The 17386-nt window shown below is 51.7% G+C and carries 13 protein-coding genes; 12 read left to right on the top strand and 1 reads right to left on the bottom strand.

What is annotated here, in order from left to right; genetic code table 11:
* Positions 1 to 23: 23 nt before the first annotated feature.
* Positions 24 to 701: a GntR family transcriptional regulator gene (locus AC0VZ8_RS32430; RefSeq protein ID WP_475485529.1), complete on the bottom strand. Its 678-nt coding sequence runs from the start codon at positions 699 to 701 to the stop codon at positions 24 to 26.
* 87 nt (positions 702 to 788) lie between these two features.
* Between AC0VZ8_RS32430 and uxaC the strand changes: the two genes are divergently transcribed.
* The 12 genes from uxaC (at position 789) to AC0VZ8_RS32370 (ending at position 17380) form a co-directional block, all read left to right on the top strand.
* Positions 789 to 2192 (top strand): glucuronate isomerase, encoded by a 1404-nt coding sequence (uxaC, locus tag AC0VZ8_RS32425; protein ID WP_475485528.1) that lies wholly within the window; start codon positions 789 to 791, stop codon positions 2190 to 2192.
* A gap of 110 nt (positions 2193 to 2302) precedes the next feature.
* On the top strand, positions 2303 to 3913 hold the full coding sequence (locus tag AC0VZ8_RS32420; protein ID WP_475485527.1) for a response regulator: 1611 nt from the start codon (positions 2303 to 2305) through the stop codon (positions 3911 to 3913).
* Complete coding sequence (locus AC0VZ8_RS32415; RefSeq protein ID WP_475485526.1) at positions 3910 to 5652, top strand: sensor histidine kinase; 1743 nt, start codon at positions 3910 to 3912, stop codon at positions 5650 to 5652. Before AC0VZ8_RS32420 ends, AC0VZ8_RS32415 begins: the two co-directional genes overlap by 4 nt.
* A 233-nt stretch (positions 5653 to 5885) precedes the next feature.
* Positions 5886 to 7571, top strand: coding sequence for an ABC transporter substrate-binding protein (locus AC0VZ8_RS32410; protein WP_071218717.1), 1686 nt, complete (start codon positions 5886 to 5888; stop codon positions 7569 to 7571).
* A 103-nt stretch (positions 7572 to 7674) separates the two neighbouring features.
* Complete coding sequence (locus AC0VZ8_RS32405) at positions 7675 to 8715, top strand: ABC transporter permease (RefSeq protein ID WP_475485525.1); 1041 nt, start codon at positions 7675 to 7677, stop codon at positions 8713 to 8715.
* A 52-nt stretch (positions 8716 to 8767) separates the two neighbouring features.
* Positions 8768 to 9703: a carbohydrate ABC transporter permease gene (locus tag AC0VZ8_RS32400; protein ID WP_071218718.1), complete on the top strand. Its 936-nt coding sequence runs from the start codon at positions 8768 to 8770 to the stop codon at positions 9701 to 9703.
* Positions 9704 to 9870: 167 nt separating this feature from the next.
* Positions 9871 to 10887: an endo-1,4-beta-xylanase gene (locus AC0VZ8_RS32395; RefSeq protein ID WP_475485524.1), complete on the top strand. Its 1017-nt coding sequence runs from the start codon at positions 9871 to 9873 to the stop codon at positions 10885 to 10887.
* A 198-nt stretch (positions 10888 to 11085) separates the two neighbouring features.
* On the top strand, positions 11086 to 13173 hold the full coding sequence (locus AC0VZ8_RS32390; RefSeq protein WP_475485523.1) for an alpha-glucuronidase family glycosyl hydrolase: 2088 nt from the start codon (positions 11086 to 11088) through the stop codon (positions 13171 to 13173).
* Positions 13174 to 13388: 215 nt separating this feature from the next.
* Entirely contained in the window at positions 13389 to 13934 is a 546-nt protein-coding gene (locus AC0VZ8_RS32385; RefSeq protein ID WP_475485522.1) for a hypothetical protein, read from the top strand.
* 168 nt (positions 13935 to 14102) lie between these two features.
* Entirely contained in the window at positions 14103 to 14426 is a 324-nt protein-coding gene (locus tag AC0VZ8_RS32380) for a metal-sensitive transcriptional regulator (RefSeq protein WP_071218722.1), read from the top strand.
* A 288-nt stretch (positions 14427 to 14714) separates the two neighbouring features.
* On the top strand, positions 14715 to 14915 hold the full coding sequence (locus AC0VZ8_RS32375; protein ID WP_071218723.1) for a cation transporter: 201 nt from the start codon (positions 14715 to 14717) through the stop codon (positions 14913 to 14915).
* Positions 14916 to 14950: 35 nt separating this feature from the next.
* Positions 14951 to 17380, top strand: coding sequence for a heavy metal translocating P-type ATPase (locus tag AC0VZ8_RS32370; RefSeq protein WP_475485521.1), 2430 nt, complete (start codon positions 14951 to 14953; stop codon positions 17378 to 17380).
* Positions 17381 to 17386: the final 6 nt, after the last annotated feature.

Here is a 17386-nt window from a genome sequence, read left to right as displayed (position 1 = left end):
AAAGTCTCTCCACTGCCATAGGCTTATTTAAAATAATCGGGATGCTTCTCTTTCAGCACGGCCAGATTGGAGATGATCAGGCTGAGATGCGCCTGCATTTCCCGTTCGGCATGATCGGCGTCATGACGTGAAATCGCGTCCACGATCTCCCGATGCTGCTCGTACAGGTTGGTCCAATTCGGATCGGCGGACAACCATAACATCCGGCTCCGGTTCAGATGAGCGTTCATCTGCTGCAGCACGTTCCATGTGCCGACCTTGCGGCAGCCTTCGAACAAAATACGATGAAAGGCCTCATCCAGTTCAAACATGTGCTTGCCGTCATTCTTCTCGATGCTCTCGCGCTGCTCGGACAGATTGTGCTCCAGCTCGGCCAATTTATCCTCAGGAAAGCTTTCGCAGGCAAGCCGGACGACGGCTTTCTCCAGCTGTTCACGCATGAAGCGCGCTTCCTCAACCAGCTCCGAATCAATGAGCGAGACACGCGTGCCGCGCTGGGGAAGCACAACAACCAGGTCCTCCTGGGCCAAACGGACAAAGCTTTCCCGTACCGGCGTCCGGCTGACCTCGAAGGATAGGGAAACCTCCTTCTCGGATAAAGCCGTTCCCGGCGGCAGCTCCAGACTGACAATTTGCTGTTTAAGCCGGGAGTACACGATATTTCCGGCCGATCCTGGCTGTAATCGCAAAGATTCTACCACTGCATCACCTCCTAATGTATTCCATACTACCATACTTGTATGGTAGTATGGAACTGAAAATCGAAATAAGAATCGGAGGGCGATCACATGAGTCGTTTGGACACGGAAAACCTGCTCCTAAACAGCAACAGCGCGAAGAAACTCTTTTATGATTATGCGGAAGGGATGCCGATATTCGATTACCACAATCATTTAAACCCGAAGGATATCGCCACCAACCGGCAGTTCGATAACCTGACGGAGCTATGGCTGGAGGGTGACCATTATAAATGGAGGGCGATGCGCTGGCTTGGCGTCGACGAAGAGCTGATTACAGGCAGTGCCAGCGCCGAAGCTAAGTTCATGGCCTGGGCGGAATGCGTTCCGCGCTTGGTGGGCAATCCGCTCTATCACTGGACCCATCTGGAGTTGACCCGTTATTTCGGGATTCAAGAGCGGTTGACCGCTGATAATGCTAAGGAGATCTGGGAAGCTTGCAATGAGCAGCTGAGGGCTCCTGCCTTGCGGGCAGGCGGAATTCTGGAGAAATTCAAGGTCAAAGTGGCCTGCACGACAGATGATCCCGTTGATTCGCTGGAGTATCATCGGGCCATTCGGGATCATGGGGAATTGTCGACCGTCGTTGCCCCGGCATTCCGGCCGGATCGGGTGCTGGATATCACGAACCCGGATTTCACCACCTATGCACAGAACCTGGGAACAACGGCCGGTATAGCCGTGGATACCTATCAGGGATTGCTGGATGCCCTGCAGGAGCGGATTCAATATTTCCATGATCATGGCTGTCGCCTGTCGGATCACGGCTTTGGCGCGTTTCCTTTCGAACAAGCCGATGAACAAGAGGTTGCGGGCATTTACGGCAAAGCGATCAGCGGGGGAAGCCTCACACCGCTTGAGGATCGGAAATATCGCACTTATACCCTGCTCAAGCTCGGAGAAATGTATCACGCCAAGGGCTGGACCATGCAGCTGCACATTGGGGCGATCCGGAACAATAATGCGCGCATGTTCGCGAAGATCGGCAAGGACAGCGGGTATGACTCGATTCTCGATTTCTTTCTGGCGGAAAGCCTGAACGGTTTTCTAAGCAGGCTCGACAGGAACGATCAGCTGCCGAAAACCATAGTGTACAGCCTGTATTCCTCGCATTACGAAATGATCGCTACTACGATCGGGAATTTCCAGTCGGCTGGCGTCGAGGGCAAGCTTCAGCTCGGTTCCGCTTGGTGGTTCCACGATCAGAAGGAAGGGATGCTGAAGCAGCTCACCGCGTTGTCTTCCATGGGGCTGATCAGCACCTTTGTCGGCATGCTGACCGATTCCAGGAGTTTTATGTCGTTCCCGAGGCATGAATATTTCCGCAGAGTGCTGTGCCGCCTGTTCGGCGACTGGATCAAGGAAGGGGAACTGCCCGCGGATTATGAATTTATCGGTGCCATTATCCAGGATATTTGCTACCACAATGCCGAGCGTTATTTTCAAATTCATTGACAATTGCATGCGGAGCATGAACAATAGACTTACTATATGAAAGCGTTTGCTGATAGTCGGTAGAAGATATGTGACAGCAGATGTGTTTGAACAGGCGAGGGGGACATACCGTGCAATGGAACCGGGCGATATTGGTGGATGACGAGGTGTTTACGCGCAAAGGGCTCCTGAAGTTGATTGATTGGGAAGCCTGCGGCTTTCAAATCGTAGATGAGGCGGATAACGGGGAAGATGCGCTGGAACTGATTGAACGGCTTCAACCGGATGTGGTCATCACCGATATCCGCATGCCGGTGCTGGATGGACTCGAGCTGATCAGGCATGTCGTCACGAAGGACATCGTCAAGCCGTATTTCATTATTGTAAGCGGATACGATGATTTCAATTATGCCCAGCAGGCTGTCCGTTATGGCGTGCATGATTTCATTCTGAAACCGATTGACGAGACGGAATTCAGCCATGCACTGGTTCGGCTCAGCGAACGGCTAAAGTTAGACCGCGAGGCTCGCTTGAGAGAAGAGAGGCTGTTGTCCGGGGCCTTGATGGAATCACTCATTATAGGGGAAGCCGATGAGGCGCTGCTGCACGAATGGGAGCAACGCCTCGAGCTTCAGCCGGAGAGTCGCCTGTTCTACGTCTTTGTCGAACGGAATGACTACCAGCAGGCTTCGGCGGCGAACAGCAATGACGATGGCAGAGCAGAATTCAAGGACAGGGTGGAGGCGGCTCTCCTTGCGATCTCGAATGGAGAACAGCCCTTCTACTTGCATGAGCATCGCAATCGAATCGGCATTATCGTTCCGGGAAGCATCCTGCACTCGTTCCAGGGGTGTCAGCGGGGATTTGCCAGACGCCTTCAGCAATCGCTCGCTGGTCACGATGGCGAAAGAATCTTCGTTTACTTCGGTCAACAGGCTCCGCAGTTATCTCTCATTCAGGAAGCCTATGAAACGGCGAAGGAAGCACTATTATACAAGTACGTTTACGATGAGAGCGGCATTGTGCTCCATGAGGAAGCCGCGCTGCAAACCCTGCAATATATCGGACTTGAGGATAGCCTGTACGAGCAGCTTCTGGAACAGATCGAGGAGCTGCATTTCGAGAAGCTGGAGGAGACAATTCATTACCTGTTCGAATCCTTCCGGGAGAAGTTGTATGCACCCGAAGCGGTGAAGACGGCAATCAACCACTGCGTGCTGGGCGTGGTCCGGGTGCTCGGCAGCATGGACGGGGATCAGAGCCGGCTATCCAGTTTGGAGCCGATGACCGAATGGCATGACCGCAACTTGTCGCTTCAGGGGCTGAAGCGGTTGTTCACGGAATTCGCCATTGAGAGCGCGAACTATATCGCGCAGCTTCGCAAGGAGCAGCACAAGGGCGGAATCCAGAAGATCCGGGCTTATATCGAGGCCCATTATCATGAGAATATCAGCCTGAAGGGCATCGCAGGGAAGTTCTATATGAACCCGGTGTATTTGGGACAGCTCTTCAAAAAAGCGTATGGCATATACTTTAATGATTTCCTGCTGCAGCTGCGCGTGAACGAAGCGAAGCGATTGCTGCGCCAGACGGATCTGCGCATCTATGAGGTGGCGGAGCGGGTCGGCTTCGGCAACCCGGACTATTTTGTCACGCAATTCGAGAAGCTGGAGCGAATGACGCCAAGCGAGTACCGGAGCCGCTTGATGAAGGAGGCCGCGTCCGAAGGGGCGAATCGATGAAGCCAAGCTTGAATAATGTCCGTCTGCGGGACAAGATGCTGCTGATGTATTTCCTGGCCGTATTTTTGCCAATTCTGGTCACCAACCTCATCTTCTACAACGTGACATCCGGCAGCGTGAGGGAGCAGCGGATCCAGGATATAACCGTGGCGCTTGAGCAGATGAAGAATGAGTTCCGTCGTGAAGTCGAGGATGCGCTGGAGATCTCCTCCGTCTTCTACACGGACATTCAATTGAACGAGATTATGGAGACGGTGTACGATCATCCGGCCGATTATATCGAGGCTTATGATACCTATCTCCGCCGCATTTTGAATTCGGGCAGCGCCGTATACAATTCGGTCAGCGAGATTACGGTGTATGTGGACAATCCGACCCTGCTGTATTCCGGCGGCATTAATTATATCAGCGACCAGGTGAAGGAAGAGGCCTGGTACAAGGCAATTGCGGGCAAAAACGTAACCCAGCCGATTGTGATGCGTACGGGCAAGAACGGCCAATTGGACAGCTTCAGCATCATCCGAAGCATGAATTATTTCAGTTCCCAGGATGATCATACCAAGTATCTCAAGATTGATATGCGGATGCCCTCGATTCGGCAGATCATGAGCAATCTGAATGTGCAGGGCAAAGTGTACCTGCTGAGCGGTGCCGGCAATATCGAATACACTACGGATCCGAAGGTTGATATTATGCAGGGTTCCGTGCCGTACAGCAGCATCGCGCATGGCGACAGGTTTCTGGAGTTTCACACCGATACGTTCACGACCAACAATCTGAACACCTGGACGATCATGGCGGTGACGCCGGAGGATGTGGTGCTGCGCGACGTGCATCAGTCCTTGCGGTTCGTCATTGTGCTGACCTGCCTGAACTTTCTGCTTCCGACCTTGGTGATTGTCTGGATCAGCCGTTCCCTGAACGTGCGTCTGGTACGGATACTCAAGCATATGAAGAAGGTCAAGAACCAGAATTACGACACGATCCAAGAGGCTGAGGCATATGACGAGATCGGTCAGCTGACGGGTGAATTCAACCGGATGACCCTGCAGCTTAAGAGCTTGATCAATGACGTGTACGTGGCGGATATTCAGAAGAAGAATTTGGAGCTTCAGCGGCGGCATGCGCAATTGAACGCTTTGCAGAGCCAGATTAATCCGCACTTTCTCTTTAACGCCTTGGAGACCATCCGCATGCGCAGTCTGATGAAGGATGAGGATGAGACGGCAAAAATCATTCATAATATGGCCAAGATCTTCCGCAATTCCCTAGTTTGGAAAAAAGACATGGTGACGCTCAAGGAAGAGGTGGAGTTTATTCACTGTTTCCTTGAAATCCAGAAATACCGGTTTGGCGACAAAATCGATTACTCGGTTCACGCCCCTGCAGAGGAAGGACATTTGCAAATACCGAAGATGGCCATCGTTACTTTTGTGGAGAATGCCAGCATTCATGGCATTGAGCCGCTCAAGCACGGGGGTCGCATTGAAGTTCAGGTTGTGCGCGAGGGCCAAAGCCTTATCTGCAGCATTCAGGATAACGGGGCAGGCATGTCCGCTGAGCAGGTGGAACGCATCTACCGCTACCTGGATACCGAGGACGAGATGGGCGAGCGGATCGGCATTCAGAACGTGATTTACCGGCTGAAGCTGTATTACGGAAGCCGGTTCCAGTATGAAATCGACAGCTCGCCTGGACAAGGCACCCGGATAAGACTGTCCATCCCCATCGAAACCTAACAGGGCAAATCCTGCTTGGCACTCCGGTTCGGAGTGACTACAGCAGGATTTGTTCGTTAATCAGGAGGAGAGGTGCGGCGAAGGCCGCAGAGCTGCCATTTTTCACGACCAGGGATACGGTTCTATAGTTTTCAAAGTATCACCTAAAGATTGACGGGTGAAAATCGCTCCAGAGCTCTCTTATAATGAAAGTGCTTACAAATTAACGAGACCGAAAGGGGTAGGTCAAGAGCATGAACAAGAAATTTTGGGTAAGCTGTCTGACCGTGGTTATGATGGTATCGCTTCTGGCGGCTTGCGGCGGAGGTAAAGAGGCGGCGGATAACGCACCGGCTGCCGGCGGCGAAGGCGAGAAGAAAGAAGAGAAGGTCACCTTCACCTATTTCAACTCCGCAGCAGGTAAAGACAAAAATACGAACGAAACCACCATCGGTAAAATTTTCGAAGACCAAACCGGCGTGAATTTTAAAATGGAGCATTTGGTAGGAGACGAGAACACCAAGGTGGGAACATTCATTGCCAGCAACGATTATCCCGATGTGATTGTGCCGGGGAGCTCGATCGATAAGCTGGTCGGGGCGGGCGCCTTCATTCCGCTCAATGACCTGATCGATAAGTACGGCCCTAACATCAAGCGTGTGTACGAGCCGTATTACAATCTGATGAAAGCCGATGACGGCAACATTTACTTCCTCCCGTTAAGTGCGGTTGTAGGAGAGTATACGTCGGCTCCCAATATCGAGCAAGGAGCATTCTGGATTCAACGCCGCGTCCTGAAGGAAGCGGGTTACCCGAAAATCAAGACTTTCGACGAGTACCTGAACCTGATTCGCGATTACGTGAAGAAGCATCCGGAGGAAGGCTTGACCGGATATCTGGCACTGACGACGCAGGATAAATTTTTTGCCCTGACCAATGCCCCGATGCACTTGGCCGGTTATCCGAACGATGGCGGCATCATCATCGACATGGAGACTCACGTAGCGAATGATTACGCTGACGACGACATTACGAAGCGTTACCTGCAGGAGCTGAACAAGCTGAATGCGGAAGGCCTGTTCGATAAATCCTCTTTCGTGGACAACTATGATCAATACCTTGCCAAGCTGACTTCCGGTAAGGTGCTCGGCTTCTTCGACTATAGATGGCAGGTAGGCCAGGCGATGAACAACTTGCGCGAAACAGCCAATAAATCGGGTAACGACGATCTCGAATATATGGCGCTGCCGATCGTATACGACGAGAATACCAAGGATCAATATCTGGATCCGCCATCCTTTGTGAACAACCGCGGCGTAGGGATCTCCGTCAGCGCGAAGGATCCGGAACGCATCGTGAAGTATTTCAACAACCTGCTGACGGACGAGAACCAAATTCTGTCGAACTGGGGCATCAAGGACGAGACGTATTCCGTAGATGAGAACGGCCGCTTCTACCGTACGGAAGAGCAGATTGCACAGACGAATACGGAAGCCTTCCGCGAGTCCTTCGGCTTCAAATACTTTGAATACAACTGGCCTCGTTACGGCAACGGTTCTACGCTTTCTGACGGTAATTCCGTGGGTGCGGGACGCCAGCCTGAGGTTGCGAAAATGTCTTACTCCGAACCGGACAAGAAATTGCTTGAAGCATACGACATCGATTCCTTCTCGCAGCTGTTTGCGGCACCGGACGATCGTCCATGGTATCCGGCTTGGAGCATTCCGATCGATCAGGGCTCACCGGCCCAAATCTTCACGCAGAAGAAAAGCGATTTGCAGCGTAAATACTTCCCGAAACTGGTTCTTGCCAACCCTGCGGAGTTTGACGGCATATGGAACGAATACGTGGGCGAGTTCAGCAAGCTGGACGTGAAGGGATATGAGGATCTGATCACTGAGGAAGTAGCCAAGAAAATCGCAAATGCCCAAGGACAATAATAGATGAAGAAGAGGAGATCAGGGGCGGACCACTCGATAAGTTTGTATTCGTCCCTCCTCCTCTATAACCATTGTATGGGCTGGATAGGAAGGAGAAGAAACCGTGGATAAGGCGAACCCGATTGGACCTGCAGAGACGACGGCGCTACGTGAAACGCCGGCGGTATCGAAAGGTTTCTTCAATAAACAACGGAAAAACAATACTGATTTGAACAATAAACCGCCATCAGGCGAAAAAAGCTTCTTCCAGAAGCTGCTGCAGCAGAAGGCGCTGGTCTTCATGTCGATCCCTTTTTTGATATGGTTGTTTGTCTTTAAGTACCTGCCGTTATGGGGCTGGACCATCGCGTTTCAGGATTTTAAACCGGCCAAGAAGATATTCGATCAGGAATGGGTAGGCTTGCAGCATTTTACCTTTCTGTTTCAGGACGAACACTTCCTCCGGGTCATGCGCAACACGCTCGCTATGAGTTTTATCAACCTTGTCTTAGGTTTTGTTACGGCGATTGTGTTAGCGATCCTGCTCAATGAGCTGCGTAATTTGATGTTCAAACGGGTCGTGCAGACGATCAGTTATTTGCCCCACTTCATCTCTTGGGTTGTGGCTGCGAGCATTATTTCGACGGCTCTGTCCGCAGACGGCGGGATTATCAATGAACTCCTCATGTGGTTCGGGATTATTAAGGAACCGATCTTATGGCTTGGGGAAGGGGAATATTTCTGGGGAATACTCGGTGTTTCGGAAGTATGGAAGAATGTCGGCTGGAACACCATTATATATTTGGCAGCCATGACGATGATCGATCCCTCGCAGTACGAGGCGGCGGAAATCGATGGCGCCGGACGCTTTCAACGGATCTGGAACATTACCTTGCCGGGTCTAAAGCCAGTATTCATCATCTTGCTGATCATGAATATCGGCAACCTGCTCGAATCCGGCTTTGAACCGCAATATTTGCTTGGTAACGGCATGAACGTGGATTATTCCGAGAACCTGGATATTTTCGTGCTGAAATACGGTATTCAGATGGGCAACTTCTCGCTCTCGATTGCAGCCGGCATGTTCAAGACGGTCGTCAGCTTCATACTCTTGTTCACGGCCAACCATATCGCGAAGAGACTGGGCGAAGATCGATTGTTCTAAGCGAAAGCTTGCGAGGACCGTTCTCTATCAGAAAACGTACAGGAGGATTCATATGGCGAAGATTTCAGATTCACCACGGGCCCACGCCCGGTTCAAGTCTCCCGCGGACCGGTTATTCGATACCTTTAACATTGTGTTCATGATCTGTCTCATGATTGTCACGTTGTACCCGTTCATTAATACGCTCGCGGTTTCCTTCAACAATGCGACGGATTCGGTAAAAGGCGGCATTTATTTATGGCCGCGGGATTTCACGTGGGAGAATTATAAATATGTATTTAACGAGGCCACGATATTCCACGCTACCTTCATCTCGGTTTTGCGTACGTTGATCGGTACGATCACTTCCGTATTCTGCTGTGCTATGGTGGCCTATACCATCAGCCGTCCGGAATATGTGCTCCGCAAATTTGTATCGATTGCCTTCATCTTGACGATGTATTTCAGCGGCGGTTTGATTCCGAACTTTCTGTTGATTCGCGAATTGGGCATGCTGGGCACCTTCTCGGTATACATCATTCCGGGTCTGATCGGCGTGTTTAACGTCATCGTCATCCGTTCCTTCATTGAAGGACTGCCGGAGGGAATTCTGGAATCGGCCCGGATCGACGGCGCCGGTGAATTCACGACTTTCATGAAAATCGTGCTTCCGCTATGCGTGCCCGTACTTGCTACGGTATCGCTGTTTACGGCGGTATCCCAGTGGAACTCCTGGTTTGACGTATTCTTGTATAACTCTTCATACAGTGAGCTTAGCACTCTGCAGTATGAGTTGATGAAAATACTCCAGAATTCGAACTCCTCGCTGAATTCGGGCAACGACTATGCAAGCCAGTTTGCAAGCTCGGAAAGCGGCGCGAATCAGGTCACCCCGACCTCTATTCGGGCTACGATGACCATTGTGGCCAGCGTGCCGATCATTCTGGTGTATCCGTTCCTGCAAAAATACTTCGTGCAAGGGATGACCCTTGGCGGGGTGAAAGGGTAAGCCTGCGGGAGCAGCCAAATAAGTACATCGTGTGCACGGCTCCTTGTACGCACGGTGCATGGTATGTAGCATATTTGGATGGCTGCTATCGACCAACCGATGTCGTTGCATCATGATCATAAACCATCAATCTTGCTATGATCTCTAAATTCAAGGAGGGATTGCGTATGTCTAACACGCAACGAAGTGAAGCCAGGCTGAAGGAAATGTTCGCGGATGACTTTCTCATTGGAGCAGCCGTGAACCCGCGGACGATCGAAACGCAGGAGGAATTGCTATCCTATCATTTCAACAGCATCACGGCGGAAAATGAAATGAAGTTTGTCAGCGTGCATCCGGCGGAGGATACGTATACGTTCGAGGATGCGGACCGGCTTGCCGCTTTCGCCCGCAAGCATGGAATGAAGATGCGCGGCCATACACTGGTATGGCATAACCAAACAACCGATTGGCTGTTCGAAGACAAGAACGGGAACCTGGTGGATAAAGCCACGCTGTACGAACGGCTAAAGTCGCATACCGACACGGTCGTAAAGCGGTACAAGGGCGATATTTACGCCTGGGACGTTGTCAACGAGGTAATTGCGGATGAAGGCGCCGAACTTCTCCGTCCGTCCAAGTGGCTGGACATTGCGGGTCCGGAGTTCATCTCCAAGGCATTCGAGTATGCTCATGAAGCCGACCCGGCGGCGTTGTTGTTCTATAACGATTACAATGAGTCCCACCCGCACAAGCGGGACAAAATCCATACGCTGGTCAAGTCGCTGCTGGATCAAGGAACGCCGATCCATGGCATAGGATTGCAGGCACACTGGAATCTGTACGATCCGGCTCTTGATGATATCCGCTCCGCGATCGAGAAATATGCATCGCTCGGCCTGCAGCTTCAACTCACCGAGCTCGATGTGTCGATGTTCCGGTTTGAAGACAAGCGGAAGGATCTGACCGAAGCGCCGGAAGAACTTCTGGAAGCTCAAGCCAAGCGGTATGAGGCGATGTTTGGCATTCTGAAGGAGTACCGGGATCATATTACGTCCGTTACCTTCTGGGGAGCTGCCGACGATTACACTTGGCTGGACAATTTCCCGGTACGGGGGCGGAAGAATTGGCCCTTCCTGTTCGATGAGCGGCATCAGCCGAAACCGGCATTTCATCGCTTGGTGGAGCGTACGGTCAAGGTGTAATCTGTCTTGGCGCGGAGCAAGCCTTCATCCTAATCCAATAAGAAGCAATATAAGCGATTAAGGCTCCCATCAGCTTGTCCTGTTGCCGGTCCTTGTGGCCGGCATCTGTATTTTGGCTTTGACGGAAAGCGGGGGTTTAAGACAACGGCAATCCGAAGAGATGGCACTGACTATTAGCCTGAGAAGGAGGAACTGATATTGAACAGCACTTTATATAAAGCGTGGTTGCAGTATGCGCCCATAAAGGACCGGGAGCTTGCCTCCGGATACAGCAGGCTGCTCGGCACGATTGTAGCGGATCTGCAGCAGTCGCGGGTTGCGAACGCCGCCATTGAGGAACTGAAGAGGGCGTGCCAATCCATGCTGGGTATTGTCCCGGTCATCACGTCCGAGGCCCCGTCTTCATCTTACTTCGAGGTGCGCATCCCCACATCAGCCGAACCCGGCATGGGAGAACTAGATGGGGTCGGATCAGGTGAGCATATGAGCCGGATGGCAGACCAGCTAGGCGCAGAAGGCTTTCAGCTGGAGCATTCAATCCAAGGGCAGCAGGAAAAGCTGGTACTGACCGGTGGATCGGGCAAAGGCGTATTATATGGGGTGTTTCATTTATTGAGATTGCTGGCCTCCCACCAACCGTTAACCGGTTTGAAGGTGACCCAGCAGCCAGTGAACGGACTGCGGATGATCAATCAATGGGACAATGCCGACGGCTCGGTGGAACGCGGGTACTCGGGCCACTCGATTTTTTACGAAAACGGACGGTTCACCGAAAATCTGGATCGCGTAAGAGACTACGCCCGCTTATTGGCTTCCGTGGGACTGAATGCCATCTCCATTAATAACGTCAATGTGCATGAGATCGAGACGAAGTTCATTACCGCGGAATATTTGCCGACGATTGCGAAGGTCGCGGATATCTTCCGGGAATATGGCATTTCATTGTACTTGAGCATTAACTTTGCGGCTCCGCTGCATATCGGCGGCGTATCGACCTCCGATCCGCTGAGCGATGAGGTTCGGCAGTGGTGGAAGGATACGGCGGATGAGATTTATGATCATATCCCGGACTTCGGCGGCTTCCTGGTGAAGGCGGATTCGGAGCATCGCCCCGGCCCGTTTGCCTATGGAAGGGACCATGCCGATGGCGCCAATATGCTCGCTGAGGCCTTGGAGCCGCATGGCGGGCTCGTCATCTGGCGCTGCTTCGTATACAACTGCATGCAGGATTGGCGCGATCGCAGCACAGACCGAGCGCGGGCGGCCTATGATCATTTTACCCCGCTGGACGGCAGGTTTAAGGACAATGTGCTGCTGCAGATTAAGAACGGGCCCATGGACTTTCAAGTGCGGGAACCGGTGTCGCCGCTGTTCGGCAGCATGAAAGAGACCAATCAAGTGCTGGAGTTTCAGGTCGCCCAGGAATATACGGGGCAGCAGCGTCACGTATGCTATTTGGTGCCGCAGTGGAAAGAGGTACTGGATTTCGATACCTATGCGAATGGGTCGGGGTCCGAGGTGAAGAAGATCGTGAACGGTTCCCTGCACGGTATGAAATACAGCGGGATCGCCGCCGTTTCCAACATCGGAAATGATGAGAACTGGACGGGGCACACCTTGGCACAGGCGAATCTGTATGGCTTCGGACGTCTGATCTGGGATCCGGAATTGTCCTCCGAGGGGATCGCGGAAGAATGGACGAGGCTGACCTTCGGCAATGACGACACGGTGGTCAACACGGTATGCGACATGCTGATGCAATCGTGGCCGATCTATGAAAGCTATACCGCCCCGCTCGGGGTGGGCTGGATGATTACGCCGCATACGCATTACGGTCCGGATGTGGACGGCTATGAATATTCAAGGTGGGGCACGTACCATTTCGCCGATCGGGACGGGATGGGCGTCGATCGCACGGTGACATCGGGCACAGGCTATACCGCGCAGTATTTCGGGCCGAATAGGGCCCGATATGATTCGCTGGCGGATTGTCCTGACGAGCTGCTGCTGTTCTTCCATCATGTGCCGTATTCCCATGTGCTGAAATCCGGCAAAACGGTGATTCAGCATATCTATGACTCACATTTTGGCGGGGCGGAAGCAGCGGCAGGACTGCTTGAGGCGTGGACCTCATTGGAAGGAAAGGTCGATCCGGAGCGCTTCGCTCAAGTGACGGAGCGGCTCACGGATCAAGCCGAGCATGCGAAGCATTGGCGGGATGTGATCAACACGTATTTCTTCCGTAAATCCGGCGTGCCGGATGAACAGGGGCGGACGATTTATTAAGTTTATTTAATAACTGAATACGAAAATATAGGGGGGTGCCCCATCAGATTTCGGATCTGATGGGGCATCTTTTTTTCATGGCTGAATACTGTTCGAATGCTGAACCTTTTGTGAGCATGTACTTTTGATGACATACTTCCCAGGTAAAAAATAATGCCCTGTGCAAAGTTTTATATGGTAAAATCTTGTAAAAAACTTCAAAGGAGGAGGAGTACATGATTAGATACTTCTGCTTGTTGATATTGTTGATCCTGGTCTTGGGAGGCTGCAGTGGCAGCGATGAGCCCAAGGAGAAGTTTACTGCAGAAGATATGGGAATCGTGCGTTTAGACAATGGCCAGAAGGTATACTACGGCATGAATCGTGCGGAAGCTGAAGAAGTGCTTGGGAAAGGCGAAGAGCATGCCAGGGGCGTATTTAATTACGATTCCGGCATCGCGGTGTTCTACAGAGATGATGCCGTTGTCGCGATCAGGATGGAGGAAGAATCGAAAGGTCATTATCAAACAACGCGCGGTGCTGAAATAGGAATGCAAATAGACGAGATCAAGCAACGATATGGGGAGCAATATGAGCCATCACAGTCCGATGATATCCTGGATTACTTCTATGACTATAAAAAAGGAAAGTTCCTCGAGAAAAATTCGCCCGAAACAGAAGAAGAGGCGCGGAATATTTTTATCTTTTCATCCATGTTTCATGATGGGTACGCGGACACCCTGTTGTTTATGGATAGTTATTACGCGTCCTCTGGCAAGTGATTCAGGACAGGGCCATAATCTTTGTGTGCAAAATCCGGGATTTACAGAACGGCATGTTAAAGAGATGAACTTCATTTCAGAAGCTGGGCTTTATAGGGTGGGGGGCTATATGATATACTGAGAATAGGGTTAGAATAAGATGAAGTAGTGATCAAGGGGGGAATGGGTATGACAGTCGAGAAACATGTACATGATGCATGCGCAGTAACCAGTGAACGGAAGAGCCATCATTCCGATAAAACGAAAAGCAACCTCGTCAGCCGGCTGAACCGAATTGAAGGACAGATTCGCGGCGTGAAAGGCTTAATTGAGAAGGATACGTACTGTGACGATGTATTAAACCAGATCTCCTCGATTCAGTCGGCTTTGAACGGCGTCAGCAAATTGCTGCTTGAGCATCATATGAAGAGCTGTGTGGTGGAGCGCCTGCAGGAAGGCGACGACGAGGTTATAACCGAGTTGTTAACAACCATGAACAAGTTAATGAAATAATGGAATTCCTGGCTGGAGACGATCTGGTTATGATGAGTTTCCGTGGAGCTGCCACCTTCTAAAGGTGGCAGTAAGTGTTTATTCAGGGTGAAGAATACCGCACGGTTATGCGGTTAAATCATAGCGACAAGATATTTTTTCAAAAAAAATGAGAAAACCCATTGACTATATATAGGGTAGGGGGGTATACTAACACCAAGAAACGAGAACAACCGTTCAAAACTAATTCCGGGCACGCTTTTAGAAGGGCTGCTCAAAATAATTCATAACCCAAAGGAGAGATTGAACATGGAACAGGTAACAATAAAAGTTGAAGGTATGTCTTGCATGCATTGCGTGAATTCCATTGAGGGAGCTTTAAAGAATGAGAACATCGAGGGACATGTGGATTTGAAGGCAGGCACGGTCTCCGTGAAATATGACGCAGGCAAAGTCAATTTGGATAAAATCAAAGAAATTATCGAGGAACAAGGATACAACGTAGTTTAATCAAACGGCACGAGGATGAAGAGGGGTGAGGGAAGATGGGAGCAGGAACGATGGAACAGAAGAAAACGTCGCTGCAGTTAACAGGTATGACATGTGCCGCCTGTGCGAATCGGATTGAGAAGGGTCTAAGTAAAATGGAGGGCGTCCAGGAAGCGAATGTGAATTTTGCGCTGGAAAAAGCGTCGGTTACATTTGATCCGAACGTGGTTTCCGTCCAGCAGATGGAAGAAAAAATTGAAAAGCTGGGTTACGGAACGGCAAAGGAAACCGTGGACCTGCAGCTGATTGGCATGTACTGCGCCGCCTGTGCTACGAAAATCGAGAAAGTGGTAAGCAAGATGCCAGGTGTTAATCAGGCCAACGTCAATTTTGCGCTGGAGACGGCCCGGGTGGAATTCAATCCCGCAGAGGTAAGCCTTAGCGATATTCAACAGCGTGTGGAGAAGCTTGGGTACCAGGCGGTTTCCAAACAGGAGACGCTTGATCAGGAAGGTCACCGCAAGGAGGCCATCACCAAGCAAAAGCGGAAGCTGCTCCTGTCGGCGATTCTGTCGCTGCCGCTGCTCTGGGCCATGGTGAGCCATTTCTCCTTCACCTCCTGGATCTGGATGCCGGACCTGTTCATGAACCCTTGGTTCCAGCTGATCCTGGCCACACCGGTACAGTTTTTTATCGGAAAACAGTTCTATGTGGGAGCCTATAAGGCTCTCCGCAACAAAAGCGCCAATATGGACGTTCTGGTCGCACTCGGTACCTCAGCAGCCTATTTCTACAGTTTGTATTTAACGATCGATTGGGCCGCTGCCGGAGCAAATGCACACCATGGGCCTGAAATGTACTATGAAACGAGTGCCGTGCTGATCACGCTGGTCATTATGGGGAAACTGTTTGAATCCCTGGCCAAAGGCCGTACCTCGGAGGCCATCAAAACCCTGATGGGGCTTCAAGCCAAAACGGCGCTGGTCGTTCGTGACGGTCAGGAGATGACCATCCCGGTGGAACAGGTCCTGGTGGGTGATCTTGTATTGGTGAAGCCGGGTGAAAAAATCCCGGTGGACGGTAAAGTGGTGGAGGGCACGTCGGCGGTAGATGAGTCGATGCTGACAGGTGAAAGCATTCCGGTTGAGAAAAAAGCGGGCGATGCCGTCATCGGTGCCACGATTAACAAGAACGGACGCTTGACGCTTGAAGCGACGAAAGTGGGTAAAGAGACCGCTCTAGCCCAAATTATCAAGGTGGTTGAGGAAGCACAAGGCTCCAAAGCTCCGATTCAGCGGGTCGCTGACGTCATCTCCGGCATCTTCGTTCCGATCGTGGTGGGCATTGCGATTGTTGCCTTCCTCGTATGGTACTTCTGGGTAACGCCTGGTGATTTCGCGCAATCGTTAGAAATTGCCATCGCGATTCTGGTTATTGCTTGTCCGTGTGCGTTGGGTCTGGCTACACCGACCTCGATCATGGCCGGGTCGGGCCGCGCTGCAGAACTTGGCGTTCTGTTTAAGGGCGGGGAGCATCTGGAGTCTACCCATAAAATCAACACGATTATTCTGGATAAAACAGGAACGGTCACGAAAGGGAAACCTGAGTTAACCGATGTGGAGGTTCATAACTTTGATCAAGAGCTGTTCCTTCGTCTGGTCGGATCAGCTGAGAAGAGCTCCGAGCATCCGCTTGCCGAAGCGATTGTGGCCGGGATTGAAGCAAAAGGAACGCGGCTTCCGGCTGCGGAGCATTTTGAAGCCATTCCAGGCTACGGCATCCGTGCCAGCGTGGAAGGACATGAGGTGCTGGTCGGCACACGCAAGCTGATGGCACAGCATAACGTGCCGATTGATTCGATCCTCGGCAGAATGTCGGAGCTTGAAACCGAGGGCAAGACTGCTATGCTGACGGCTGTCGACGGTCAATATGCAGGACTTGTGGCTGTGGCAGATACGATCAAGGAGACGTCCCGTGCTGCCGTAGCGAGATTGAAAGAAATGGGCATCGAGGTCATTATGATTACCGGGGACAATGAACGCACGGCACAGGCCATCGCGAAGCAGGTTGGCATCGACCATGTGCGTGCCGAGGTTCTGCCGGAAGGCAAAGCGGATGAAGTGAAAAAGCTCCAGCAGCAGGGCAAGAAGGTCGCCATGGTCGGCGACGGCATTAACGATGCGCCGGCCCTTGCGGTTGCCGATATCGGCATGGCCATCGGCACAGGTACGGATGTGGCAATGGAAGCCGCTGACGTTACGCTGATGAAGGGCGACCTGAACAGCATTCCGGATGCCATCTACATGAGCCGCAAGACGATGAGCAACATCCGTCAGAACCTGTTCTGGGCGCTGGGCTATAACTCGCTTGGCATTCCGATTGCCGCCATCGGACTTCTGGCACCTTGGGTGGCCGGGGCCGCCATGGCACTGAGCTCTGTATCGGTCGTGCTGAATGCCCTTCGCCTGCAGCGGATGAAGGTATAACGAAAG

Source organism: Paenibacillus sp. QJM3NY_38 (assembly GCF_056173265.1).
Note: the sequence above shows the minus strand (reverse complement) of the source record. Positions and strands in the feature narration are given on the sequence as shown.

Bases quoted from the DNA above. Each gene is read 5' to 3' on its own strand.
- uxaC (WP_475485528.1), top strand. From the start codon at position 789: ATGAGTCGTTTGGACACGGAAAACCTGCTCCTAAACAGCAACAGCGCG.
- AC0VZ8_RS32415 (WP_475485526.1), top strand. From the start codon at position 3,910: ATGAAGCCAAGCTTGAATAATGTCCGTCTGCGGGACAAGATGCTGCTG.
- AC0VZ8_RS32410 (WP_071218717.1), top strand. From the start codon at position 5,886: ATGAACAAGAAATTTTGGGTAAGCTGTCTGACCGTGGTTATGATGGTA.
- AC0VZ8_RS32400 (WP_071218718.1), top strand. From the start codon at position 8,768: ATGGCGAAGATTTCAGATTCACCACGGGCCCACGCCCGGTTCAAGTCT.
- AC0VZ8_RS32395 (WP_475485524.1), top strand. From the start codon at position 9,871: ATGTCTAACACGCAACGAAGTGAAGCCAGGCTGAAGGAAATGTTCGCG.
- AC0VZ8_RS32385 (WP_475485522.1), top strand. From the start codon at position 13,389: ATGATTAGATACTTCTGCTTGTTGATATTGTTGATCCTGGTCTTGGGA.
- AC0VZ8_RS32380 (WP_071218722.1), top strand. From the start codon at position 14,103: ATGACAGTCGAGAAACATGTACATGATGCATGCGCAGTAACCAGTGAA.
- AC0VZ8_RS32375 (WP_071218723.1), top strand. From the start codon at position 14,715: ATGGAACAGGTAACAATAAAAGTTGAAGGTATGTCTTGCATGCATTGC.
- AC0VZ8_RS32370 (WP_475485521.1), top strand. From the start codon at position 14,951: ATGGGAGCAGGAACGATGGAACAGAAGAAAACGTCGCTGCAGTTAACA.